This window comes from Streptomyces composti (genome assembly GCF_012034205.1).
In the GTDB taxonomy this organism is placed as follows: Bacteria; Actinomycetota; Actinomycetes; order Streptomycetales; family Streptomycetaceae; genus Streptomyces; species Streptomyces composti.
The window spans coordinates 1-25,569 of sequence record NZ_JAATEM010000048.1 but is presented as its reverse complement, the minus strand read 5'-3'; the positions used below and the strand labels follow the sequence as shown (position 1 = coordinate 25,569).

Below are 25,569 nucleotides of genomic sequence, written 5' to 3'. Positions count from 1 at the left end.
GGCTCAGCGCGACCCGCGAACGGCCCGGAGCCGTCATTTTCGAGGATGTGCCCATGCTTCAGGATTCAGCCCCTCTGGAACTCGACGACGCGTTCATGCAGGACCCCCACTCCGTGTACACACGGCTCAACGCCGAAGGCTCGGCGCACCGGGTGATGATGCCTCCCGGGGTCCCCGTGTGCGGCGGACTGCCGGTGTGGCTGATCACCGGATACGAGGAGGTGCGCTCGGCGCTCGCGGACCCCCGGCTGAGCACCGACCTCAACAGGACGGACCGGCTGTTCGCGCAGAACGAGCCCGACCGCAACAAGCGCGGCGCGTTCTCCTCCGCCCTCGCCACCCACATGCTGCACTCCGACCCGCCGGACCACACCCGGCTGCGCAAGCTGGTGAACAAGGCGTTCACCAGCCGCGCCATCGAAAAGCTCCGGCCGGAGATCGAGCAGATCACCGGCGAACTGCTCGCCGCCCTGCCGGACGAGGACCCGGTGGACCTGCTGGACGCGTTCGCGTTCCCGCTGCCGATCCGGGTGATCTGCCTGCTGCTGGGCGTGCCGCTGGAGGAGCAGGAGAACTTCAAGTCCTGGTCCAAGGCGCTCGTCTCCGGCGACTCGCCTGCGGCGACCGCCGCCGCGTCGACCGCGATGATCGAGTACCTCGGCGACCTCATCGAGCGCAAGCGCCGTACGCCCACCGACGACGTGCTCGCCGCGCTGGTCTCGGCGCGTGACGTCGACGACCGGCTCACCGAGACCGAACTGGTCTCGATGGCCTTCCTGTTGTTCATCGGCGGCCACGAGACCACCGTCAACACCCTTGGCAACGGCACGCTGCACCTGATGCGAAACCTGGACCAGTGGGAGGCGCTGCGCCAGGACCGCTCCCTGCTGCCCGGCGCCGTGGAGGAGTTCCTGCGGTTGGAGAGCCCGTTGAAGCACGCCACCTTCCGGTGCGCCACGGAGGACCTGCGCATCGGCGACACCGAGATCCCGGCCGGCGACTTCGTGCTGCTGGCACTGGCCTCCGCCAACCGGGATCCGGAGCGCTTCGGCGATCCGCACACGCTGGACGTCCGCAGGCCCACCGGCGGCCATGTCGCCTTCGGGCACGGCATCCACTACTGCCTCGGGGCGCCCCTGGCGAGGATGGAGGCGCAGATCGCCTTCGGCGCGCTGCTGGACACCTTCCCCGCCATGCGGCTCGCGGTCGACCCCGAGGACGTGCGGTGGCGCACCAGCACGCTCATCCGCGGGCTCCACTCACTGCCGGTGCGGCTGAACTGCCCATAGTGTCCAGGCTCTGCGGCAGTTCGTCACGGCGGGACAGGTTGAGCTTGCGCAGCACACGCGTCATGTGCTGCTCTACCGTGCTGACCGTGATGAACAGCCGCCGGGCGATTTCCCGGTTGGTGTGCCCCTCCGCCGCCAGGGCGGCGACCCGCAGTTCGGCCTCGGACAGCACGTCGTGGACCTGCTCGGAGGCCTCGTGCCCGGCGGCGCACACCCGGCCGTCGGCCGACCGCTCCGCGTCCGGCAGCAGGCTCTGGCTGAGCGGCTCCGCATGGCACTTCTTCGCCATCCGGTAGGCACGGCGTACGATCACCCGGGCCCGGTTGGACTTGCCCAGCAGATGGTAGACACGGCCCAGATCGCCCAGCGCGTGCGCCAGCAGCAGATCGCAGCCGGAGTCCTGGAGTTCGTCCACGGCCTCCCGCAGCGCCCGCAGCCGCTGGCGGGGCTCCATCGTCGAGGCCAGCAGACGCAGGGCGTTGCCGTGCACCCGGGGGTGGCCCTTGTGCCGGGCCAGTTCCTCCCGCAGATACGTCACGGCCTGGTCCGGCTCGCCCAGGCGTAGCCGGGCCTCGGCCACCCCGGAGCGCCACGGGATGAGCGTGGTGTCGGCCACCCCCCAGCTCTCCAGGGCCTTGCCGCACGCCAGGAAGTCGCCGAGCGCGGCCTGAAGTCTCCCGGTGGCCAGGTGGAACTGGCCCCGGGCGTACAGGTAGTGCTGGCCGAAGAGGGTCTGGAAGACCGCCTCGGGCACCGGCTGGCCGAGCCGGGCCCGCGCCTCGTCGTAGCGGCCCATTGCGGTCAGCGCGTACACCGAACTCGCCAGCGGCAGGCCGATGCTGAGCCCCCAGCCCCGGGACGACATCCGCGACAGGGCCAGGTCGCTGTGCCGCTCGGCCTCCAGCAGCCGGCCCTGCCGGATGAGGTTCGCCGCCCGCAGCGAGGACAGCAGCGCGTCCCAGGTGGGGATGTTGCGCTCGCGGGCCGCCTCCAGCAGCGTGGTGCACCAGGCGTCGACCTGCTCGGTGCGGTCGGCGTAGAATAGCGTCATCAGCGCCAGCGGGATGGTCTCAAGCGTCGGCGTCAGACTGGACATCTCCAGCACATGCGCGGCGCCGACCACGGCCGGCTCGGGTTCGCCGCCCCGCAGGACGACGGACAGGGCGGTGGCCGCATGCAGCCGCGGCTGCTCGGCGATCGCCGCGGGGGCGATCTCGTGCGTGACGTCGACGGACACCTCGCCGAACATGCGCTGGTGGAACGGCGGGCACAGCACGGACAGCCACCGCTGCAGCGCCCGCACCTCGGCCACGCCCTCCTCGCCCGGGTCGTCGGCCAGCTGCCGGTCGACCAGCTCCAGCACCTCCGCGGCCTCGTCCACATAGCCGTGCCAGACCAGGTTCTTGATCAGGGACATCGCGCCCGACGTGGCCGTGAGATGCCCGGCCTGGAGCGCATCCTTCAGTTCCGGGAGCCGCCGCATCGCCTTGGCCGGGTCGACCTGCCAGGCGGACAGCGTGCGCTGGAACAGGATGGACGCCCGCAGCGGCCCGTCCGGGCAGATGGCGTGGGCCAGGTCGAACAGCCGCATCGCCTTGGGGAACTCGTCCTGGGCGAGCGCGTCGGCCGCGGCTTCCCGGAGCAGTGGCGGCGCCCAGGATTCCGCTATGCCTCCCGCCGCCACGATGTGTTCGGCCACCGTGGCCGGATGTGCGCCGTTGTCGTGCAGCAGTACGGCGGCCCGCCCGTGCAGCCGCGCCCGCTCCTCGGCGGAGACCTCGCCTCCCAGCACGGTGTGCATCCTCGGGTGGCGGAAGCCCGGTCCCGCCAGCAGGCCGGCCTGGGTCAGCTCCTGAAGGTGCCGGGTGGGCGGGTTCGTGCTGTTGCGGTCGAGCAGCACCGACAGCGCGTCCGGCCCCAGCACCGCCAGGTGCCGGGCGAGATCGGCCGCGGGCGCGCTGACCCGGTGGACGCAGTCGACCACCGCGGAGTCGAACATCTCCCCGGCGACCGGCCGTAACGCGGCCGCGCCCGTGTACGTGCCCTGCAGGGCGTTGCAGGTGTCCTCGACCAGCGCCCGCGTCAGCAGCGGGCTGCCCCCGCTCGCCGCGTGGAACTCCGCGGCGCCAGCCTCGTCGGCGGGCACGCCCAGCCGCTCGGTGAGCAGCAGCCGGATGTCGCCGGCGGTCAGCGGGCCGACCCGCAGCTGATGGAATCCGGGCTGCCGGGCGAACTCGGCCCGCGCGGCGGCGTACGGGGGCAGGGCCTGCGGCCGGTCGGTGAACACCGCCAGGACTCGGGAGGCGACCATGCGGCGGGCGAGGTGCCCGAGGCAGCCCAGCGACTCGGGGTCGGCCTCGTGGATGTCGTCGACGGCGAGGACGAGGGGATGGTCGTCGCCCAATTCCATGACGGCCGCGCAGAATTCATCCATGGCCCTGTCGCGTTCACCTTCCGGTGCCCGGGTGACCGCCGCAAGGCTGCGGCCGACGGCTGCGAGCGTGTCACTCGTACGCTGTGAAGCTCCTTTGAATCGCCCTGTGCGCCACAGGAGTTGATGGACCACGCCCCAGGAGTTGGCGCGCTCCCTCGGGGAGCAGGCCGCTCTCAGGACGAGGGAACCGGACTTCGCCGCGCTCTGGGTGAATTCGTGGAGGAGGGCGGTCTTGCCGATCCCCGCAGGGCCACTGACCAGGGCGATCGGACCCGCTCCGCGGTCGCGTGCGGTCAGCAGGTCATGCAATTGGGTGAGTTGTATGTCCCGTCCGACGATGGACATCCGCAGGTGCTCCTATGGTGCCGAGGCTTCGGTATGTCTTCAGCCATCCTGCAACTTCAGACAGTCCGCGGGACCTTCAGTGATCACCGCTACAGGGATTTGGCGCAAGTGTGACCGTCGACAACGGCAATTCGGCCAGCTTCGAAAGCCAGGGCAATTTTCCGCCTTGGAGTTCTTCAAAGAGGCGTAAAGAAAATGCGGCCCGGGGGAGGCCCCGGGCCGCACCTCTCGGACAGGTCTCGACCGTTCTCGGACGGTCCGCGCCTCAGGCGGCGAGCGGCTCCGGCAGCGGCCGGGCGTGCAGGACGTCGAGACGGGACACCGCACGCGTCACCACGACGTACAGCCGGTGCAGTCCGCGCGGCTCGGACTCGACGATCGCGGCCGGCTCCACCACGACGACATGGTCGTACTCCAGGCCCTTGACGACCGTCGCGGGCAGCACAGTCACTCGGGCGGCCGTGCCGACCTCCTCGGCCGTCGCCGTCTCGATGCCCGCCCGGCGCAGCGCCGCCGAGGTGGCGGCGACCGCGTCGTCGGCGGCGATGACGGCGACCGACCCCTCGCGGTCGAGGGCCGCGCGGACGGCGGACACGGTGGCGGACGCCAGGTCGTCGACGGCGCTGACCGTCAACTCGCCGTCATGGCGCAGCGAGCGGGCCGGCGACACGTCCACGCCCAGGGCGCCCACCAGCCGGTTGGCCAGCTCCATCACCGCGGCGGGCACACGGAAGCCGGTGGTCAGCGGGACGACCGTGGCCTGCGCCTTGCCCAGGTGCGTCAGCTGCTCCTGCCAGGTCCGCGCCGACCACGGCGCCGTCGCCTGGGCCAGGTCGCCCAGCACCGTGATGGAGCCGAACGCGCTGCGCCGGGCGATCGCCCGGCACTGCATCGGCGACAGGTCCTGGGCCTCGTCCACGACCACATGGCCGTAGCCCTCGGGGCGTTCGATGAGCCCCGCGACCTCGTCGAGCAGCAGCATGTCCTCGACCGACCAGGTGGCGCTCTTCTCCGACCGCGGAGGCTTCGCCCACAGCAGGGCCCGCTGCTCGGCGGCGTCGAACACCCCGTCCGCCGCGGCCTCCATCACCGCCGGATCGCTCAGCAGCGTGGCCACGACCTCCTCCGGCCGCGCCACCGGCCACGCTGCCTCCAGCAGCGCGGCGATCGGCTTCGAACGGCCGATCTTGCGCGCCCAGGTCACGCTCTTCGGGCCGGCCCGCCGCTCGGCCTGCTGCTGGATCAGCGTGACCACCCGCGAACGCACATGCTCGCGGCCGATCCCGTACGGCACCCCCATGCCCCGCACCTCGTCGATGACCCGGGCCAGGTCGTACGAGTCCACCCGCCAGCGGTACGAGCCGTCGGTGACCGCGATGGACTCCTCCGGGTGCCTCACCCGGGCGTACAGCGCGCGCTCAAGGACGGTGGCCATACGGTCGCTGTGCTTTAGGACGCTGACGTCCTCGGAGTCCGCCCGCTGCACCGGGTGCCGTGCGACGACGTCCTCCACCGTCAGCTGGGCGATGTCGATCTCGCCCAGCGACGGCAGCACCTCGGAGATGTAGCGCAGGAAGGTGCGGTTCGGGCCGATGATCAGCAGACCGCTGCGCTGCAGCCGCTCGGGGAACGTGTAGAGGAGATACGCGGCGCGGTGCAGGCCGACGGCGGTCTTGCCGCTGCCCGGGGCGCCCTGCACACAGACCGACTCGTTCAGCTCGCTGCGGACCAGGTTGTCCTGTTCCGGCTGGATGGTGGCGACGATGTCGCGCATCGGGCCGAGGCGGGGCCGCTCGATCTCGGCGGCGACGATCGCGCTCGCCGCGTCGCCGCCGTCGTCGCCGCGGGCGTGGTCGAGGTGCTCGTCCTCAAGTCCGGTGAGGTCCTCGGGAGCGCCGTGGCTCCACGGCGCCCACCCAAAGCGCCGCCGCACCGCGACGCCGCGCGGCTCCAGGGCGCTCGCCTGGTAGTAGGTGCGGGAGACCGGCGCACGCCAGTCGATCACCAGGGGCGGTGCGGCCGGGTGTTCCGAGACCCGCCTGCGGCCGATGTAGTACCGCTGCCGCCGGTGGTCCCCCGCCTCCTCGGAGTCCTCGAAGTCGAGCCGGCCGAAGAACAGCGGGCTGTCGGGCTCCTCCGCCATCTGCCGTGCGCGGGTGCGCAGGTAGCGGCCGAGCGCCTCGGCACTCGCGCCGTCACCCGACACGTCCTCGCCCGCGACGACCTGGTACTGGGCATCGTCCACCTGCCGGGTCATCGCTTCGCGGCACACCGCGACGTACGCACGCTCCAGGGCCAGCTCGTCGTCGAGTCCGACGGCCTCCTGGGTGCCGTACGTGTCCTGGACGTGTGACGTCATCGATCGACCTTTCCGAAGTGACGGCCTTGCGCGCCGCCCGACGAGGCCGGACGGCGAATTTCGGGTCCCAGCATAACTGAACCCGGTTAATAGACTGGCTGAGTTATGTTATTGCTGGCCGGATACCGACGGCCTACGTGCAGTGCTCCGCGCGGGCGCGTACGGCTGGGCGCGACCAGCGCTCCGCGCGGCCGGTGTCGACCGGGCCGCGGCCGGAGTTGCCGGGGGTCTGCTGCCGCCGGGTCGCGGTCACGTTCCGAGCGGCCGGTTGTCGCCGGGCGTGCCCAGTGCTCCGGGGGCTGTTTGCCGTCGGCCGCAACCAACGCTTCGCGGCGCCGGTGTAGCGGCCCGGGGCCACGCGTTTCTGGCGGCCGGTAGCCGCCGGGCGTGCCTAGTGCTTCGAGCGGCCGGGCACCGCCGGGTGGGACCAGCGGTGCCGACGCAGCCGGCGGCTGGTGACCGCCGGCCGCCGACAGCGCTTCGGTGGCCCGTTACCGCCTGGCCGCGATCAGTGCTCCCAGCACCGCCGCGTGGACCAGATGGCCAGGGGCGTACAGCTCCTTGCCGATCCACAGTGGGGGGTGGTGTTCGGCGTCCAGGCCGTGCTTCAGGAGGAAGGCGCAGCCTCGGTGTACGGCCTGGGTCGTTTCCTCGGAGCGGGCGTCGCCGTCGGCGGTGAGTTCCAGCAGGGTGCATACCGCGTAGGCCGTCTCCTCCGGTGTGCCGTCCCAGCGGCCCCAGGAGCCGTCCTCGTGCTGCCGGTGCAGGAGCCAGTCGACGGACCTGCCGAGGGCTTCGGCCGACGCCGGGCCGGCGTACCGGTGCAGGGCCAGGGCGCAGCGCATCGTTGCGAAGTAGGGCGAGGCGTGCCACTTGTCGGACCAGCTGCCGTCCGGCCCCTGGCGGTCGCGCAGCCACGACGCGATCCGGGCGACGGCGTCCCGGTACCGGTCCCCCTCAGCAGGACCGTCGGCCAGGTGGCAGCCCAACGCCTCCAGGATGTGCGCGTTGGTGGTCGTGGACGGCTCGTGCTCCGGGATGGTGGACATGAAGTGGCTGCCCGCGTCGTACTGCCACAGGTACTCCGGCTCCTGCGGCGCCCCCAGGCGGGCCAGGGCCGTCAGGACGATCGCGCTGGTCTCCGCCTCGTACGCGAACCCCGGCGCGGTCGGCGCCCCGGACCGGCCGACGTCACCCGGCAGCTCCTTCAGCAGCGGAGCGAGCACCTCGCGCTCCACCCCCGCCGTCGCCAGGTTTCCGGCGATCCACGCCCGCTCGTAGTACACGATCGAGGTCATCGCGGGGACCGCGCCGGATCCCCGCTCCTGGGCCTGCCGCAGGAAGCGCACCGAGGGGTGCGCGGGGTCGGCCGGCTCCCGCGGGCCGAGCCAGGCGGCGGTCGCGGCAGCGGAACAGCCGACGACCCCGTCGACCGGCTCCATCTCGGCGGCACCGACGGCCGCCGGGCCCACGATCTCCAGATAGTGACCGGCGAGCGGGTTGCGCCAGGCACCCCCGCGCAGCCCACGCAGCGCCTCGTCGGTCAGCCCGTGCGGCAGCGCCAGCGGCTGCACCGGTCCGTCCCCGAGGACGGCGAGCCGGGTGTTGATCCCCTCCACCAGAGCGGGGATGACCATGAAGAACACGACCGTCGACGGCACCGGCTCCTCGGCGCTGCGCGCCACCAGCGCGGCCGCCGCCGCGAGCCCCCGCCGCGCGGCCTCGACGAGCGCCGCGGGCGGCAGCGGCAACTCGCCGCCCTCCCGGCCCAGCACGGCCAGCAGCGCCTCCGTCGCGCTCAGCGTCGGCACGAGGGCGTACCCGCCGGGGCCGCCCCAACTGCCGTTGGACCGCTGCTCGTCGAGGAGATACCGGACCCGGGCGGCGTCTCCGTCCAGCCACGGGGCCAGCGACACCAGCCGGGCCGTCTCGTACACCGAGGGACCCAGCGCGCCGGTCGGGTCGTCCAGCACCCGCTCGACCAGTTCGGCGACGAGCCTGTCGAGGTCCACGTCCGTGGGCGCGCTCACGCGGGGAGCTCCTCGGAGACGGTGATGCTGTCGACGAGCAGCGACGACGGCAGCGTCGTCGGCTCGGGGTCGCCCGGCAGGACCGGGCCACCGGGGCTGCCGATGATGATCGCTAGACAGATGTACACGGGCTGGTCGAACAGCCAGCCCTTCGGAGTGGTGTCCTGCGGGGTCAGCTTCAGGTACTCGCGGCCGTCCAGGTACCAGGTGATCGAGTCGGGGCCGCGCCGCCAGACCGCCGAGTAGGTGTGGAAGTCCGCGCTGAGCGGGCTGCCGTCCTCCGTGGTCGTACGGGCGCCCATGCCCAGGGACGGGATCTGGTGGCACTCGGGGGAGTGGACGGCACCCCACACCGAGTCCGGCTCGGAGCCGAGCGCCTCCAGGACGTCGATCTCCCCGGCCCGGTACCACGCCTGCACCGGGTCCTCGTCGCCCCGATGCCGCAACTGCGTGCCCCAGGCCCACAGCGCGCAGTCCAGGCCCGGACCCGCTGCGGTCTTCACCCGGGCGTCCAGGCGCAGCGCGCCGCCGGGCCGCGGCACGAAGTCCTCGCGCCGGGTCTCCAGCCACGCCGCCTGGTACTCCCCGTCCTCGTGCGTGGCGGTGATCCGCAGGTGCCCGGCGCCGTCGAGGCCGACGTTCGCGGGCTCGTCCGTGTGGAACTCGATGCCGGCGCCGAACGGCTGCCCGGTGACGACCTGCCACAGGGCAGGGTCGGGCGGGGACCCGGCCGGGCCCTCGAACGTGTCCTGCCACAGGACCTTCCACGACGGCGGCGCGGTCGCGGCAGCCGGGGCGGTGGCGTGCTTCTGGTTCACGGTCTCCATGTCTTTCTCGGGCTCCGTCTTCCTCAGTTGCCCGGGGCCGACGGTGCGGCGGCGTCCGGATCGAGATGCTCGGCCATGGCGAGCGGGGTGGGATGGGCGAACAGGTCGGCCAGGCGTACAGGCACACCCAGCGTCTTCTCGATGCGCTGCACGAGCTGCGCGCCGAGCAGCGAATGCCCGCCGCTGTCGAAGAAGTTGGCGTGCGGGCCGAGGTCGGTCCGGCCGAGCGTGCTCTGCCACAGGGCGAGCAGCCGCCCGGCCGTCCCCGACTGCGCCTCGGGCGAGGCCTCTCCCGCCCCCGCGGCCGCACTGCGCTCGGAGCGGCGCTGCTCGGCGAGGCGGGTCAGCGCGAGATGGTCCCGCTTCTCGTTGGCGGTGGTCGGCAGCGACTCCAGCACGACGATCTCCTGGGGTACGGCGGCGGAGGGCAGCAGGGACCGGGCATGGGCCGTCAGCCCGGCGGTGTCCACCTCGGCCACGCCGTCCCCTCCCTCCGCTCCTTCCGCTCCTTGCGCCGGTTCCACGAACGCGACCAGGGCGGCGTCCGGCCCGCCGCGCCCCACCACGACGACGGCGACGTCCCGTACGTCCGGACGGTCGAGCAGCACCGCCTCCACCTCGCCCAGTTCGATCCGGTGGCCGCGCAGCTTGATCTGGCGGTCGGTCCGGCCCAGCAGCTCGACGCTGCCGTCGGGCCGCAGCCGGGCCAGGTCGCCGGTGCGGTAGTGGCGCCCGTACGCGGGATGGTCGCGGAAGCGGTCCGCCGTCAGCTCGGGGCGGTTGTGGTAGCCCAGCGCGACGCCCGCCCCGGCGATGCACAGCTCGCCCTGCACACCGACCGGCAGCTCCCGGCCGTCCGGGTCGACGACGAACACCTGGGTGTTGGCGATCGGACGGCCCACGTCCACGCGGTCCACCTCGTCCGGCACCGGCCCCGAGGTGGACCAGATGGTCGTCTCGGAGGGGCCGTACACATTGAGCAGTGAGCCGCCCGAGGCGGCCAGCGTGCGGGCCAGCGCCGGCGGCAGCGGCTCCCCGCCGCAGACCAGGCGCCGGCCGGCGAGCTGCCCGTCCGCCGCGTCGGCGACGACCCGCCAGGTCGTCGGGGTGGCCTGCACGATGCCGACGTCGTGCGCGACGACCTCGGCGAGCAGGGCGCGGCCGTCGGTGCGGGCCTCGTCGGAGGCCACGACCAGCCGTCCGCCGCACACCAGCGGCAGGAACAGCTCCAGGGCGGAGATGTCGAAGGCGAAGGTCGTCAGCCACAGCACGGCGTCGTCCGCGGTGACCTTCAGCTCCTCGGCGAAGTGCTGGACCACGTTGGCGAGGCTGCGGTGGCCGACCAGGGTGCCCTTCGGCTTCCCCGTCGAGCCGGACGTGTAGATCAGGTAGGCGCAGCAGTCCGGATCGGGGCCGCCCGCACCGGGGTCCGGCAGCGGGCCGGAGCCGTCCCGCGCGAGCGGCTCCAGCGGAACGACCCGCGCCCGGACCCCCTCGGGCAGCTCCACGCCCGGCGCCGTGAGCACTGCCTGCGCGCCGGAGTCCTCCAGGACGTACGCCAGGCGCTGCACGGGGTGCTCCGGATCGACGGGCAGATACACCGCTCCGGCCAGCCACACCCCGAGGGCCGCGGCCGCGAGTTCGGGACCCCGGGGCGCGGCGAGCGCGACGATGCCACCGGCCCTCACCCCGGCGTCCGCCAGGACGTCCCGGGTGTGCTCGGCGGCCCGCCACAGCTCGGCGTACGTCGTGCTGCGACCGTCGCCCACGACGGCCGGCGCGGACGGCGTCAGCGCCACCCGCTCCCGCACCGCCGCGAGCACGCTGGGCGGATCCACCGGGCGCGCGGTGTCGTTGCTCGCGGCCAGCACGGCGAGGTCGGAGGGCCCGGCCAGCGGCAGTTCGCCCATCGGCCGGTCCGGCCCCTCCGCGGCCGCGAGCAGCAGCGCCTCGAAGCGTTCGAGCAGCCCCTGTACGTCGGCCCGGTCCAGCACCTGCGTGTAGTACGCGGCCCGGACGGTCACCTTGTCCGCCGAGGACAGGAAGAAGAACTCCAGGTCGAACTTGCTGAAGCCGTTCTCCCCCGGGAGCCTGCGGGCCGTGGTGTCGCCGAGGGGGAAGCTCGTACGGCCGTCGTCCGGAACGTAGTTGAACAGATGGCGGAAGACGGTGTTGCGCCAGGAGGCGCCGCCGTCCCTGCGCAGTTCCGGCAGCAGGACGTCGACCGGCACATCGGCGTGGGCGACCGCGCCGAGGAACGCGTCGCGGGCGGTCCGCACCAGGTCGCGGAAGCCGCCGCCGAGGTCGACGGGTATGCGCAGCGGCAGGGTGTTGACGTGGTAGCCGACGGCCCTGGACGCCTCGCGCGCCCGGACGTTGACCGGGGTGCCCACCACCAGGTCGGGACCCGCGCCGTGCCGGGCCAGCAGCAGGCCGTACGCGGCCAGCAGCACCACCGCCTCCGGCGCGCGCAGCTCCTTCTGCAGCCTGCGCAGTACCTCGGTCGCCCGCGGGGAGAGGTCGGCCGTGATCTGGTCACCGGTGAGGGTCGGCTCGGGAAGATCCTCGCTGCCGCACCACAGGGCGAGGCCCGCGGCGTCGGCCCCGGCCAGCTGCCCGCGCCAGTACTCCACGGCAGCCGCGCGGGGAGCGGGCTCCCGGTACGGCGGCTGCGCGGCCAGCAGCTCCGCCGGTGGCGCGGCACCGGCCGCGAGCGCCGTGTACCCGGCGGTGAACTCCTCCAGCAGGACCGCGCCGGAGACCGTGTCGAAGACCAGGTGGTGGACGGCGAGACAGAACGCGTCGCCGTCCGCGCACCTCACCCGCGCGGCCCGCACCAGCGGCCGCCCGTCGATGTCGAAGGGACGCGCGATGAACTCCCCGACGACAGCGGCGACCTCACCCGGCTCCGCCGCCAGCTGCTCGGCCTCGATCCGCAGGGCAGCGGGGTCGAGCACCTCCTTGACGAGGCCCGCCTGCTCCTGCCGGAACACCGTGCGCAGCGCCTCGTGCCGGCGCAGCAGCAGATCGACCGTGCCCTGGAGCGCCGGGCCGAGCAGCGGCCCGTCGGCCTGAAGGGCGACGGAGAGGTTGTTGACCCCCTTGACGGGCACCAGCTCGTCCAGGAGCCAGAGGGCGTGCTCCTTGCTGTCGGCCGGGCGGGACCGGACTTCCGTTGCTTCTGGCATTCCAACCGTTCCGTGGGTTCGCGGGAATTCGCGGTGGGGCGTACGTACGGGATTCGCGCGTACGGGACTTGCGCGTACGTGACTTCTCAGGCGGGCCTGTCCGCGCCGAGCAGCTCGGTCACCGTGCGGGTGACACCGGGGTCGCGCAGCAGGTCGACGTGCGGGACGTCGACGCGCAGTTCCCGGCCCACTGCGATGTCCTGGCCGGCCGCGCGGGAGCCGTTCAGACCGCTCGTGGGTGACGAGGACGTGACGGCGACGGCCTCCCGCCACGCGGGCAGAGGGTCGATGTCCGCGGCCGCGATCAGATAGCCGACGAACGACGCGAAGACCGCGGTGATCTCCTCCGTCCGCTTGGTGTCCAGCTCCAGCCGGTCGAAGGCGGGCTTGGCGGTGCGCCGGTACACGTCGAGGAGTTCGGCGCCCAGCGCGGCCATCGTCGTGTGCTGCTCGTGCGCCCGCCGCGCCTCGTCCGCCGCCTGCGCGGTCTCCTCGGCACTCAGCAGGGCGGACATGGAGTCGAGGACCTTGTAGAACTGCGAGTACAGGGTCAGCGGGCCGGACTGCTCGGGGTCGAACAGCACCAGCGCGGGCGCCTGTTCCTGCCGGGCGGCGAGGCGCTGCGCGATCGCGCCCGCGTAGACGCCGCCGACACAGAAGCCGAACACCGCGCGGACCGGGCGGCCGTCGGCCGTCACCTCCTCCAGCCACCGCTCGACGGGGTCGGCATCGCCGGCACCGGTCCCGGCCTCCTGGGGAATCGTCTCCCAGATCGAGCAGGGCAGCAGGTCACCCAGACCCGAGGCCAGATCGGTGAAGCGGCCCTCGGCCCGGCCGGTGGCGTCGAAGTCCACGGCGAGCACGAGCTCGTGCGCGTCCGCGTTGCCGAGAACCCGCCACGTCTGCGGATCGGTCATGGTTCGGGATCCCCCATGGTCTGTGGAAAACACTGCGTTCGGTTCGGTGGAAAACGGTGAACTCGCGTTCGTGGAGAACGGTGAATGCACGTCCGAGGACAGTGGATTCGTGTTCGAGGACGGTGAATTCGCGTCCGTGGAATACGGAGAATGCGCGGTCACGCTAACTTCGCCTCCTGGCTCGGATAACCCCTAGCCGACCCCTGCGACCCCCAGCCGCGTGGCCAGCACCTCGGCGACCGCGTCGGTCTGCTCCGAGACGTAGAAGTGACCGCCGCCGAAGACCCGCAGGTCGAACGGGCCGGTGGTGTGCTCCTGCCAGGCCCGGGCCTCCTCCACGGTGGTCTTCGGGTCGTTGTCGCCGGTCAGCGCGACGACGGGGCAGCCGACGGCCGCGCCCGGCGCGCTGCGGTAGCGCTCGATCGCCTTGTAGTCGGCCCGCAGGGACGGCAGGAACATCCGGACGATGTCCTCGTCGTCCAGCGCCGCCTGCGCGGTGCCGTCCAGGGCGCGGATCTCCCGCAGCAGCGCGTCGTCGCCCTTGCGGTGCAGGTCCTCGCTGCGGTGCCGGGAGGGGGCCCGGCGCCCCGACACGAACAGGGACACGGGCGTCACGCCCGCCCGCTGCTCCAGCCGCGCGGCCACCTCGAAGGCGACGGACGCGCCCATGCTGTGCCCGAACAGGGCGAGCGGGCGGTCGGTGCCGACGGCCTCGACGACCGCGTCGAACGCGGCGTCGGCCAGCTCGTGCAGGTCCTCGAAGGCGGGCTCCCGATGCCGGTCCTGACGGCCGGGATACTGCACGGCCACCACGTCCAGCCGCCCGGCGAGCGCCCGGGACAGTGCGTGGAAGGACGTGGCCGAGCCGCCGGCGTGCGGGAAGCACACCAGGGTGACACCGTCGGCGGGCGCCGGCTGGTAGCGGCGGATCCAGGGGCTCTCGATGGGTGCGGTACGTGTGGGGGTCATGACGCAGTCCTCTTCATTTCCTCGTGCAGGTGCGCGGCGAGCTCTGCCGGCGTGGGGTGGTCGTAGATCAGCGTGGGCGGCAGGTCGAGGCCTGTGACCTTGGTGAGCCGGGCGCTCAGCTCGACGGCCGTCAGCGAGGCGAACCCGGCGTCCAAGAAGTCCTGTTCGGCCGGCAGCGCGTGCGGGTCGGCGTGCCCGAGCACCGCGGACGCGGCCGACCGCAACGCCTCCAGCAGCAGCGCCGGCCGCTCGTCCTCGGACGCCTCGGCCAGGGCCCGCGCCAGGTCCCCGTCGTCCTCGGACGGCTGGGCGTCCTCCGGCGCGTCCGTGGCGGCGGGGGCGCGGCTGTGGTCCCACGCCGACAGCAGCGACAGCACCGCGTTCAGGGAGTCGGCCTCACGGGCGGAGTCGACGTCGAGCAGCGCGGCCAGAGCAGCGACGTCCCGGCTGCCGACAGCGCGCCAGAACCGCCGCTCCAGGTCGCTGCCGCCGGCCGGCGCCTGCTGCGGCCCCGACGGCAGCCAGTACGCCGTGCGCTGGAAGGCGTACGTCGGCAGCTCGACCGTACGGGCGCCGGTCGGGGCGAACACCGCCGCCCAGTCCGGGGACACACCGTGGACGTGCAGTTCGGCGACGGCCGTGGCCAGCGCCCGGGCGTCGGCGCGGTCGCGCCGCTGGACGGGCACCACCAGCGCCTGACCGCCGAGGCACTCCCGGGCCATCGCGGCCAGCACCGCGTCCGGGCCGACCTCGACGTACGCGGTGACGCCCTCCTTCTCCAGATGCGTCAGCTGATCGGCGAAACGCACCGCCTCCCGCGCGTGCCGCACCCAGTAGCCGGGGTCCTGGAGCAGCCCGTCCGACGCCGTCTCGCCGGTGACGTCGGAGACGACCGGGACGCGCGGCGCCCGGTACGACACCTCGCGCGCGACCGCCGCGAACTCGTCGAGCACCGGATCCAGCAGCGGCGAGTGGAAGGCGTGACTGACCCGCAGCCGCCGGGTCCTGCGGCCCAGACCCTTGAAGTGCGCGACGATCTCCTCGACCGCGCCCTCACGGCCCGACACGACCACGGCCGACGACCCGTTGACCGCGGCCACCCCCACCTCGTGCGTCCGCCCGGACAGCAGCGGCAGCACCTCGTCCTCGGCCGCCTGCAGCGAGGCCATGGCCCCGTCCGCGGGCAGCGACTGCATCAGCCGGCCACGGGCCGCCACGAGCCGCGCCGCATCGGGCAGGTCGAAGACCCCGGCGACATGGGCCGCCGCCAGCTCACCGATCGAGTGCCCCGCCAGCAGCTCGGGTCGCAGCCCCCACGCCTCAAGCAGCCGGAACAGCGCCACCTCGACGGCGAACAGCGCGGGCTGGGCGTACTCGGTGCGGTCCAGCAGCTCCGCCTCCGGGGAGCCGGACTCCGCGAACACGACCTCGGCCAGGGGCAGTTCCAGCAGCGGTCCGAACGGCGCGCAGATCTCGTCGAACGCCGCCGCGAACACCTCGGACGAGGCGTACAGCTCCCGGCACATCCCGGGCCGCTGGGTGCCCTGCCCCGAGAACAGGAAGGCGACCTTGTGACCGCCCGCGGCGGTACCCGTCACCACGGACGGCGAGCCCTCGCCACGGGCCAGCGCCTCCAGCGCCGCGAGCCGCTCCGCCGGGTCGTCGCCGAGCACCGCACCCCGGTACGCGAACGCGGACCGGGTCGTGGCCAGCGACAGCCCGACCTGCGCGGCAGTCAGCTCCTGCCGCTCCTGTACGAAGTCCCGCAGCCGGGCGGCCTGGGCGCGCAGGGCCTCCGGACTCCTGCCGGACAGCACCCACGGCGGAGCGACGACCCCGCCCGGCTCGCCCTCCTCGGTCCCGGCCTCGTCCGGCGCGGCATGCTCCAGGACGACATGGGCGTTGGTCCCGCTGATCCCGAAGGACGACACGGCCGCACGGCGCGGCCGGTCGGCGGCCGGCCAGGGCCGCTCCTCGGTCAGCAGCGAGACGGCTCCGGAGTCCCAGTCGACGTGGGTGGAGGGGGTGTCGACGTGGAGGGTCCGGGGGAGGAGGCCGTGGCGCATGGCCATGACCATCTTGATGACGCCGCCGACGCCGGCGGCGGCCTGGGTGTGGCCGATGTTGGACTTCAACGAGCCCAGCCACAGCGGCTGTTCGTCGGTGTGCTCCTGCCCGTACGTCGCCAGCAGCGCCTGCGCCTCGATGGGGTCGCCGAGGCTGGTGCCGGTGCCGTGGGCCTCGACCGCGTCGACGTCCGCTCCGGTCAGCCCCGCACTGGACAGGGCCTGGCGGATCACCCGCTGCTGCGCGGGCCCGTTCGGGGCGGTGAGGCCGTTGCTCGCGCCGTCCTGGTTCACCGCGCTGCCCCGCACCACCGCCAGCACCGGGTGGCCGTTGCGCCGCGCGTCCGACAGCCGCTCCAGCAGCACGACGCCCGCGCCCTCGCCCCAGCCCGTGCCGTCCGCGGAGTCCGCGAACGCCTTGCACCGCCCGTCGCGGGCCAGCCCCCGCTGCCGGCTGAACCCGATGAACGTACCGGGCGTGGTCATCACGGTCACGCCGCCCGCGAGCGCCAGCGAGCACTCGCCGTTGCGCAGCGACTGCGCGGCCAGATGCAGGGCCACCAGCGAGGAGGAACAGGCCGTGTCGACCGTGATGGCCGGGCCTTCCAGACCCAGGTGGTACGCCACCCGGCCAGAGGCGATGCTGCCGGAACTGCCGCTGCCGAGGAACGCCTCCAGCCCCTCCGGCACCTCGGTGACCTGCGTGCCGTAGTCGTGGTACATGAGGCCGGCGAAGACGCCCGTACGGCTGCCTCGCAGGGTCCGCGGGTCGATGCCGGCCCGTTCCACGGCCTCCCAGGAGGTCTCCAGGAGCAGCCGTTGCTGCGGGTCCATGGCGAGGGCCTCGCGGGGCGAGATCCCGAAGAAGCCCGCGTCGAACTCGGCGGCGTCGTACAGGAATCCGCCTTCCACCGCGTACGTCGTGCCGGGGTGGTCCGGGTCCGGGTGGTACAGCGCCTCCGTGTCCCAGCCGCGGTCGGCGGGGAACCCGGAGATCGCGTCGCCGCCGGAGCGCACCAGCCGCCACAGGTCCTCCGGAGTGCGCACCCCGCCCGGATAACGGCAGGCCATGGCCACGACGGCCACCGCGTCCTCGTCGGGGTCCAGGTCGCTGCGCCGAGCCGGGCCGGCCGCGGTGCCGGGCTCGTCACCGAGGGCCTCGGTGACCAGATACCGGGCCAGTTCGACCGGGCTCGGGTGGTCGAACACCAGCGTGGCGGGCAGCCGCAGCCCGGTGGCCGAGGCCAGCCGGTTGCGCAGCTCGATGCCCGTCAGCGAGTCGAACCCCAGGTCTCTGAAGCTGAGTTCCGCCTCGACACCCCCGGCGCCGGCGTACCCCAGGATCCCTGCGGTGTGCTCCCGCACCAGGCCGAGCACGAACGCCATCCGCTCGGCCGGCTCCAACTCGCCCAGCCGGGCGGCCAGGGACCGGCCCTGCGGTTCGGCTCCCTCCCGGGCGGCGGCGCGGCGCACCTGGCGGCGGACCAGCCCGCGCAACAACGCCGGCACGGGCTCCTCCGCGCCGAAAGAACGCCCCAGCGCCGCCACGTCGAGCCGGATCGGCAGCAGGTGCGCCTCGCCCGCCGCACACGCGGCGTCGAACAGCGCCAGTCCCTCGGCCGCGGAGAGCCCGGACACCCCGTGGCGGGTCATGCGGTGGAGGTCGGTGTGGGTGAGGTTGCCGGTCATGGTGGAGCGGTCTTGCCACAGGCCCCAGCCGAGGGAGAGGGCGGGTTGGCCGTGGGTGTGGCGGTGGTGGGCGAGGGTGTCGAGGAAGGTGTTGGCGGCGGCGTAGGCGGCTTGTCCGGGTCCGCCGAAGGTGGCGGCGGCGGAGGAGAAGAGGATGAAGGCGTCGAGGTGGGGGGTGTGTTGGGTGGTGAGTTCGTGGAGCAGGAGGGCGCCGTCGAGTTTGGGTTTGAGGACGGTGTCGAGGTGGTGGGTGGTGAGGGTGTCGAGTGTGGCGTCGTGGAGGGTGGCGGCGGTGTGGATGACGGCGGTGATGGGGTGGTGGGTGAGGGTGTGGGTGAGGGTGTCGGGGTCGGTGACGTCGCCGGTGACGACGGTGGTGTGGGCGCCGAGTTCGTTGAGTGTGGTGGCGAGGGTGTGGGCGGGTCGTCGGGAGAGGAGGACGAGGTTTTGGACGTGGTGGTGGGTGACGAGGTGGTGGGCGAGGAGTCCGGCGAGGGTGCCGGTGGCGCCGGTGATCAGGACGGTGCTGTCGGGCCGGAAGACGGGGGCGTCGGCGGGGGTGACCGTGGTGCGGGCTAGGCGAGGTACCAGGAACTGGCCTTGCCGGATGGCGACTTGAGGCTCACCAGTCGTGAGCGCGCCGCGTAGGTCGTGCGTGGGGTCGTCGGTGTCGATGAGGACGAGTCGGTCGGGGTGTTCGGACTGGGCGGAGCGGATCAGGCCCCAGATGGCGGCGTGTTCGAGGTCGGGTGTGTCTTCGGGTGAGGTGACGATGGCGTTGCGGGTGAGCAGGACCAGCCGGGAGTCGGCGAACCGCTCCTCCGTCAGCCACCGCTTGACCAGGTCCAGCACCCAATGCAGCGAGGTGCGTTCACCGGGCGGGCAAGGAGCGACCACGACCTTGGAAGCCGACAGGCCGTCGAGGCCCTCACCGGCGGACAGCCAGACCGGGTCCGGCCCCTCCGCCTGCGCGGCCTCGACGGGCACCCACTCCACGCGGAACAGCGCGTCGCGCAGGGTCGCCGCGGCTGCGGCCTCCGCCGCTCGGCCGGACAGCGGCCGCAGCGCGAGCGAGTCGACGGTCAGGACCGGACTGCCCAGGGCGTCCGCCGCGTCGAGCCGTACCTCCTCCTGACCGGTCACGGTCAGCCGCACCCGCAGTACGGTCGCGCCCGTGGCGTGCAGGCGTATGCCCCGCCAGGAGAACGGCATCAGTGCCGGCGCGCCGTCCTCGGCCAGGCTGCTGAGGCCGACCGTCTGCAGCGCCGCGTCGAACAGGGCGGGGTGCAGCTCGAAGTCCGCCGCGTCCTCGGCCAGGTCCGCCGGCAGGGCGACCTCGGCGAACACCTCGTCACCCCGCCGCCACGCCGCCCGCAGGCCCTGGAACTCAGGGCCGTACTCGAAGCCGCTCTCCCGGAACCGCTCGTAGCGGCCCTCGATGTCCAGCGGCTCGGCCCCGGCCGGCGGCCAGGCCCCGCTGAGGTCCTGCCCGGCGTCGGCGCGGTCCGGGCTCAGGGTGCCGCTCGCGTGGCGCGTCCACGGCAGGCCGTCCTGCCCCGTGTCCTCGTCGGGCCGCGCGTGCACGGTCAGCGTGCGCAGGCCCGACGCGTCGGCGGCACCGACCCGCACCCGGAGTCGTAGGCCACCGTCCTCGGGCAGCACCAGCGGCGCCTCAAGGGTCAGTTCCTCCAGCAGCGGGCAACCGGCCCTGTCCCCGGCCCGTACGGCCAGCTCGGCCAGCGCGGTGCCGGGCAGCAGGGCCGCGCCCTCGACCCGGTGACCGCGGATCCACGGCTGGGCGGCGAGCGAGACCCGGCTGGTGAACAGCAGCTCGTCGCCGTCCGCGCTCTCCAGTACTGCACCCAGCAGCGGATGGTCCACCGACTCCAGGCCGAGCGAGCGTACGTCCCCGGCCGCACCGGAGGGGGCCTTCGGCCAGTAGCGCTGCCGCTGGAAGGGGTAGGTCGGCAGATCCACCCGCCGGGCACCGCTGCCGGCGAACAGCGTCGCCCAGTCGACGCGGGCGCCGCGGGCGAACACCGTCGCCACCGCCTCCACCACCGACTCCGGCTCGGCGCGGTCGCGGCGCAGCGCGGCGGCGAACGCCACGGCGTCGCCGGGCAGGCAGTCCTGGCCCATGCCGGAGAGCACCCCGCCGGGGCCGAGTTCCAGGCAGCTGCCGACGCCCAGTTCGCCCAGCGTCCGCACGCCGTCGGCGAACCGCACGGCCTGCCGCACATGGCGCACCCAGTAGTCCGGGTCGGTCAGCTCCTCGGCGGTGGCCGTACGGCCGGTCACATCGGAGACGACCGGGATCAGCGGATCGCTGTACCGCAGCGAGCGCGCGACGGCCCGGAAGTCGTCGAGCATGGCGTCCATGCGGGGCGAGTGGAAGGCATGGCTGACGTTGAGCCGCTTGGTGCGTCGGCCGCGCTCGGCGAGTTCGGCGGCCACCGCGAGCACCGTCTCCTCGTCGCCCGACACGACGACGGACCGCGGCCCGTTGACGGCGGCGACGGACACCCGTTCCGTGCGTCCGGCCAGCACCTCCATGACCTCGTCCTCGGTGGCGCGTACGGACACCATCGCCCCGCCCACCGGCAACTCCTGCATCAGCCGGCCGCGGGCGGCCACCAGCGCGCAGGCGTCCGGCAGGCGCAGTACCCCCGCGACATGGGCCGCCGCCAGCTCGCCGACGGAGTGGCCCAGCAGCGCGGCGGGACGCAGGCCCCATGCCTCGACCAGCCGGAACAGCGCTACCTCGACGGCGAACAGCCCTGCCTGTGTGTACTGCGTCTGGTCCAGGAGCTCCGCCTCGGCCGTGCCCGGCTCGGCGAACACCACTTCACGCAGCGGACGGTCCAGGTGCGGGTCCAGGGCGGCGCAGACCTCGTCGAAGGCGGCGGCGAAGACCGGGTAGGCGGCGTGGAGTTCACGTCCCATGCCCGGGTACTGGCTGCCCTGCCCGGTGAAGAGGAAGGCCGTCCGGGCGGCACGGTGACCCGTGCCCGTCACCAGCCCCGGAGCCGCGTCCCTGCCCTCGGCGAGCGCCGTCAGCGCCGCGTCGAGCCCGCCGGGACCGTTGTTGTACAGCACCGCGCGGTGCTCGAAGACCGAACGCCCCGTGGCCAGCGAGAAGCCGACATCGGCGGGGTTCGTGTGGACGAACTCCCTTAGCTTTGCGGCCTGTTCGCGCAACGCGTCCGCCGACCGGGCGGACAGCACCCACGGCACGACCGGCATCCCGGCCCCGCGCTCCGGCAGGTCCCGGGCGGACTCGTCCTCCGGGGCCTCTTCCAGGACGGCGTGCGTGTTCGTGCCGCTCACGCCGAAGGACGACACGGCCGCACGGCGCGGCCGGTCGGCGGCCGGCCAGGGCCGCTCCTCGGTCAGCAGCGAGACGGCTCCGGAGTCCCAGTCGACGTGGGTGGAGGGGGTGTCGACGTGGAGGGTACGGGGGAGCAGGCCGTGGCGCATGGCCATGACCATCTTGATGACGCCGCCGACGCCGGCGGCGGCCTGGGTGTGGCCGATGTTGGACTTCAACGAGCCGAGCCACAGTGGCTGTTCGGGACTGTGGTCCTGGCCGTAGGTGGCCAGGAGGGCCTGGGCCTCGATGGGGTCGCCGAGGGTGGTGCCGGTGCCGTGGGCCTCGACGACGTCTACGTCCGCACCGGTCAGCCCGGCGGCGACCAGCGCGTCCCGGATCACCCGCTCCTGGGCGGGACCGTTGGGGGCGGTCAGTCCGTTGCTGGCGCCGTCCTGGTTGGCCGCCGTGGAGCGGATCACCGCGAGCACCGGGTGGCCGTTGCGGCGCGCGTCCGACAGCCGCTCCAGCAGCAGCAGACCCACGCCCTCCGACAGGCTGGTCCCGTCGGCGCTGTCCGCGAACGCCTTGCAGCGTCCGTCCGGGGCCAGTCCGTGCCCCTGCCCCCGGCTGAACTCGTCGAACAGCGTCGGCGTCGACATCACCGCCACGCCCCCGGCGAGCGCCAGCGAGCACTCGCCATTGCGCAGCGACTGCACCGCCAGATGCAGCGCGATCAACGAGGACGAGCAGGCGGTGTCGACCGTCACCGCGGGCCCCTCCAGGCCGAGCGTGTAGGCCACCCGGCCGGAGGCGACGCTGCCCGCGCTGCCGTTGTAGACATAGCCCTCGACGGCGTCCGGCGACGCGTCGACCAGCGTGCCGTAGTCGTGGTACATCACACCGGCGAAGACGCCCGTACGGCTGCCCCGCAGGGTCCGCGGGTCGATGCCGGCCCGTTCCACGGCCTCCCAGGAGGTCTCCAGGAGCAGGCGCTGCTGGGGGTCCATCGCCAGGGCCTCGCGGGGCGAGATGCCGAAGAACGCCGGGTCGAAGTCGGCGGCGTCGTACAGGAATCCGCCGTGGTCGTAGAGCCCGTCCAGCTCCCAGCCGCGATCGGTCGGGAACTCGGACACCGCGTCCTCGCCCGCGGCCACCAGCCGCCACAGGTCCTCCGGCGTGCGTACGCCGCCCGGGTAGCGGCAGCTCATCGCGACGATCGCGATCGGCTCCCGGCCGCGCTCAGCGAGCTCACGGTTGTGCTGCCGCAGCCGCTCGGTCTCCTTCAGGGACGCCCGCAGGGCGGCGACGACCTTGTCGTTGGGGTTGCTCATGGGGTCACTCACGCTCCGCGTCGGATCCGGCGCTGTCGCCGTCGAAAGCAAGGTTGATGAGGAGGTCGACGTCCATCTCGTCGATGGCATCGATGGCGTCGGTCTCGTGGCCGGAGTCCGGCGCGACCGCAGGAGCCGGTGTGGTCTGCGCGGTCTCCTGCGGGAACAGCTTCCGCTCCACGAAGCGGGCGATCGCCTGCGGAGTCGGCTGGTCGAAGACCAGCGTGGCCGGCAGCCGCAGCCCGGTGGCCGTGTTGAGCCGGTTGCGCAGCTCGACCGCGGTCAGCGAGTCGAACCCGATGTCCTTGAAGGCGCGGTCCGGTTCGATCGCGGCCGTCGACGCATGGCCCAGCACGGCTGCCACCTGCGCGACGACCAGGTCCTCCAGCGCCTGCGCCCGCTGCTCCCCGGACACCCGGGCGAGCCGCTCGGCGAGCGACAGCTCCGCAGGCCGTCGCATGCCAACCTCCGCGGTGTGACGACGCACCCGACGCTGGGCCAGACCCCGCAGCAGCGCCGGAAGACTGTCGTCGTCGGCCCGCCGCCGCAGCGCCCCTACGTAGAGCCGGATTGGCAGCAGGTGCGGCTCACCCGCCGCGCAGGCCGCGTCCAGCAGCCGCAGTGCCTCGTCGCTGGACATGGCACCGACTCCGTGGCGGGTCATGCGGTGGAGGTCGGTGTGGGTGAGGTTGCCGGTCATGGTGGAGCGGTCTTGCCACAGGCCCCAGCCGAGGGAGAGGGCGGGTTGGCCGTGGGTGTGGCGGTGGTGGGCGAGGGTGTCGAGGAAGGTGTTGGCGGCGGCGTAGGCGGCTTGTCCGGGTCCGCCGAAGGTGGCGGCGGCGGAGGAGAAGAGGATGAAGGCGTCGAGGTGGGGGGTGTGTTGGGTGGTGAGTTCGTGGAGCAGGAGGGCGCCGTCGAGTTTGGGTTTGAGGACGGTGTCGAGGTGGTGGGTGGTGAGGGTGTCGAGTGTGGCGTCGTGGAGGGTGGCGGCGGTGTGGATGACGGCGGTGATGGGGTGGTGGGTGAGGGTGTGGGTGAGGGTGTCGGGGTCGGTGACGTCGCCGGTGACGACGGTGGTGTGGGCGCCGAGTTCGTTGAGTGTGGTGGCGAGGGTGTGGGCGGGTCGTCGGGAGAGGAGGACGAGGTTTTGGACGTGGTGGTGGGTGACGAGGTGGTGGGCGAGGAGTCCGGCGAGGGTGCCGGTGGCGCCGGTGATCAGGACGGTGCTGTCGGGCCGGAAGACGGGGGCGTCGGCGGGGGTGACCGTGGTGCGGGCTAGGCGAGGTACCAGGAACTGGCCTTGCCGGATGGCGACTTGAGGCTCACCAGTCGTGAGCGCGCCGCGTAGGTCGTGCGTGGGGTCGTCGGTGTCGATGAGGACGAGTCGGTCGGGGTGTTCGGACTGGGCGGAGCGGATCAGGCCCCAGATGGCGGCGTGTTCGAGGTCGGGTGTGTCTTCGGGTGAGGTGACGATGGCGTTGCGGGTGAGCAGGACCAGCCGGGAGTCGGCGAACCGCTCCTCCGTCAGCCACCGCTTGACCAGGTCCAGCACCCCGTACAGCACCTCATGGACCCGCGCGGTGAGCTTGTCGGTGCCGTCCTGCTGAGGCGCGTACGGCACGACCACCACGTCCGGGACGACGTCCAGTGTGGCCACGGAGTCCAGGTCGTCGGCCGCGAAGACCGTCGCACCGGTCTCCTCCAGCGTCCGTCCCACCCGCAGCGGGTCCGGCCCGACGACCGCCCAGCGCCGCGCCGCGACGGGGGAGAGCCCCGCGGAGGCCGGCACCCAGTCCATGCGGAACAGGCTGTCGTTCACGGAGGAACCGGCCGCCTCCAACTGCGCGGTGACCACCGGCCGTACGACCAGCGACTCGGCCGTGGCGACCGGCATGCCGGCCGGGTCGGCCACGGTGACCGACACGGTGTCCTCGGCGTCCCCGAGCGGAGCCACGCACACCCGCAGCGCGGCGGCGCCCGCCGCGTGCAGGGTCACCCCGCTCCACGAGAACGGCAGCCGCGCCCGGCCCTCGCCCGCCGCGGGCAGCACGCCCAGACCCAGCGCGTGCAGCGCCGCGTCCATCAGTGCCGGGTGGATGCCGTACTCCGCGGCCTCGGCGGACTCCTCCTCCGGCAGCGCGACCTCGGCGAAGACCTCGTCACCGCGCCGCCAGGCGGTCCGCAGGCCGTGGAAGGCAGGGCCGTACCCGTAGCCCTGCTCGGCCAGCCTGTCGTAGTAGCCCTCGGTCTCCACCGGCTCGGCCCCGGAGGGCGGCCATGTGGTCATGTCGGCATCGGGCCTCGGGGACTGCTCTACGGGGGCCAGGGTGCCGGTGGCGTGCCGGGTCCACGGCTCGTCGCTGCCGGCGTCCTGCGCGCGTGAGTGGAGAGTCAGCTCGCGCCGCCCCGAGTCGTCAGGTGCGCCCACGTTCAACTGCACGTCCACCCCGCCCCGTTCGGGAAGGACCAGGGGTGCTTCGAGGGTGAGTTCCTCTACGGTGCCGCAGTCGACGTGGTGGCCGGCCTGGAGGGCGAGTTCGAGGAACCCGGTGCCGGGGAGCAGCACGGTTCCGGACACGGCGTGGTCGGCCAGCCAGGGGTGGCTCTGCAACGACAGCCGCCCGGTGAACAGGTGCGTGTCCGTGCCGGCCACCTCCACGGCAGCCCCCAGCAGCGGATGACCGGCGGCCGCCAGGCCCGCGCCGGAGAGGTTCGTCCGGCTGTCGGTGGTGGGATTGATCCAGTAGCGCTGGTGCTGGAAGGGGTAGGTGGGGAGGTCGGTGGCGTGGTTGCCGCCGTGTGTGGGCCAGTTGAT

The 25,569-nt window shown here is 73.1% G+C and carries 10 protein-coding genes; 1 reads left to right on the top strand and 9 read right to left on the bottom strand.

The features are described from left to right. The first annotated feature begins 53 nt into the window (after positions 1–53). Positions 54–1,289, top strand: coding sequence for a cytochrome P450 family protein (locus HCJ93_RS28085; protein ID WP_167998644.1), 1,236 nt, complete (start codon positions 54–56; stop codon positions 1,287–1,289). Here the strand turns inward: HCJ93_RS28085 and HCJ93_RS28080 are convergent. The 9 genes from HCJ93_RS28080 to HCJ93_RS28040 form a co-directional block, all read right to left on the bottom strand. Next, entirely contained in the window at positions 1,243–4,068 is a 2,826-nt protein-coding gene (locus HCJ93_RS28080; protein ID WP_167998643.1) for an ATP-binding protein, read from the bottom strand. The two genes, HCJ93_RS28085 and HCJ93_RS28080, sit on opposite strands and share 47 nt — an antisense overlap. Positions 4,069–4,333: 265 nt before the next feature. Beyond that, positions 4,334–6,427: a HelD family protein gene (locus HCJ93_RS28075; protein ID WP_373563626.1), complete on the bottom strand. Its 2,094-nt coding sequence runs from the start codon at positions 6,425–6,427 to the stop codon at positions 4,334–4,336. Between the two features lie 491 nt (positions 6,428–6,918). Next, the gene (locus tag HCJ93_RS30065) at positions 6,919–8,457 is read right to left on the bottom strand and encodes a prenyltransferase/squalene oxidase repeat-containing protein (RefSeq protein WP_167998642.1); all 1,539 of its coding nucleotides are present in this window, start codon (positions 8,455–8,457) and stop codon (positions 6,919–6,921) included. Next, the gene (locus HCJ93_RS28065; RefSeq protein WP_167998641.1) at positions 8,454–9,284 is read right to left on the bottom strand and encodes a glycoside hydrolase family 16 protein; all 831 of its coding nucleotides are present in this window, start codon (positions 9,282–9,284) and stop codon (positions 8,454–8,456) included. The genes HCJ93_RS30065 and HCJ93_RS28065 overlap by 4 nt, the downstream gene beginning before the upstream one ends. A gap of 23 nt (positions 9,285–9,307) precedes the next feature. After that, positions 9,308–12,472: a non-ribosomal peptide synthetase gene (locus HCJ93_RS28060; protein ID WP_167998640.1), complete on the bottom strand. Its 3,165-nt coding sequence runs from the start codon at positions 12,470–12,472 to the stop codon at positions 9,308–9,310. 86 nt (positions 12,473–12,558) lie between these two features. Continuing rightward, positions 12,559–13,389 carry a hypothetical protein gene (locus tag HCJ93_RS28055; protein WP_167998639.1) on the bottom strand — a complete coding sequence of 277 codons (831 nt, stop codon included), beginning with the start codon at positions 13,387–13,389 and terminating at the stop codon, positions 12,559–12,561. A gap of 192 nt (positions 13,390–13,581) precedes the next feature. After that, positions 13,582–14,358 carry a thioesterase II family protein gene (locus tag HCJ93_RS28050; protein WP_167998638.1) on the bottom strand — a complete coding sequence of 259 codons (777 nt, stop codon included), beginning with the start codon at positions 14,356–14,358 and terminating at the stop codon, positions 13,582–13,584. Further along, a complete protein-coding gene (locus HCJ93_RS28045; RefSeq protein WP_206318059.1) occupies positions 14,355–22,754 on the bottom strand; it encodes a type I polyketide synthase in 8,400 nt (2,799 codons plus the stop codon). Before HCJ93_RS28045 ends, HCJ93_RS28050 begins: the two co-directional genes overlap by 4 nt. Before the next feature lie 4 nt (positions 22,755–22,758). Beyond that, positions 22,759–25,569: type I polyketide synthase (locus HCJ93_RS28040; RefSeq protein ID WP_167998636.1), on the bottom strand; the 2,811-nt coding region annotated here is incomplete at its 5' end.

What these genes read in the sequence shown, in the direction of transcription:
- HCJ93_RS28085 (WP_167998644.1), top strand. Translation starts at nt 54, where the DNA reads ATGCTTCAGGATTCAGCCCCTCTGGAACTCGACGACGCGTTCATGCAG.
- HCJ93_RS28060 (WP_167998640.1), bottom strand. Translation starts at nt 12,472, where the DNA reads ATGCCAGAAGCAACGGAAGTCCGGTCCCGCCCGGCCGACAGCAAGGAG.
- HCJ93_RS28065 (WP_167998641.1), bottom strand. Translation starts at nt 9,284, where the DNA reads ATGGAGACCGTGAACCAGAAGCACGCCACCGCCCCGGCTGCCGCGACC.
- HCJ93_RS28075 (WP_373563626.1), bottom strand. Translation starts at nt 6,427, where the DNA reads ATGACGTCACACGTCCAGGACACGTACGGCACCCAGGAGGCCGTCGGA.
- HCJ93_RS28080 (WP_167998643.1), bottom strand. Translation starts at nt 4,068, where the DNA reads ATGTCCATCGTCGGACGGGACATACAACTCACCCAATTGCATGACCTG.
- HCJ93_RS28050 (WP_167998638.1), bottom strand. Translation starts at nt 14,358, where the DNA reads ATGACCCCCACACGTACCGCACCCATCGAGAGCCCCTGGATCCGCCGC.
- HCJ93_RS28045 (WP_206318059.1), bottom strand. Translation starts at nt 22,754, where the DNA reads ATGAGCAACCCCAACGACAAGGTCGTCGCCGCCCTGCGGGCGTCCCTG.
- HCJ93_RS28055 (WP_167998639.1), bottom strand. Translation starts at nt 13,389, where the DNA reads ATGACCGATCCGCAGACGTGGCGGGTTCTCGGCAACGCGGACGCGCAC.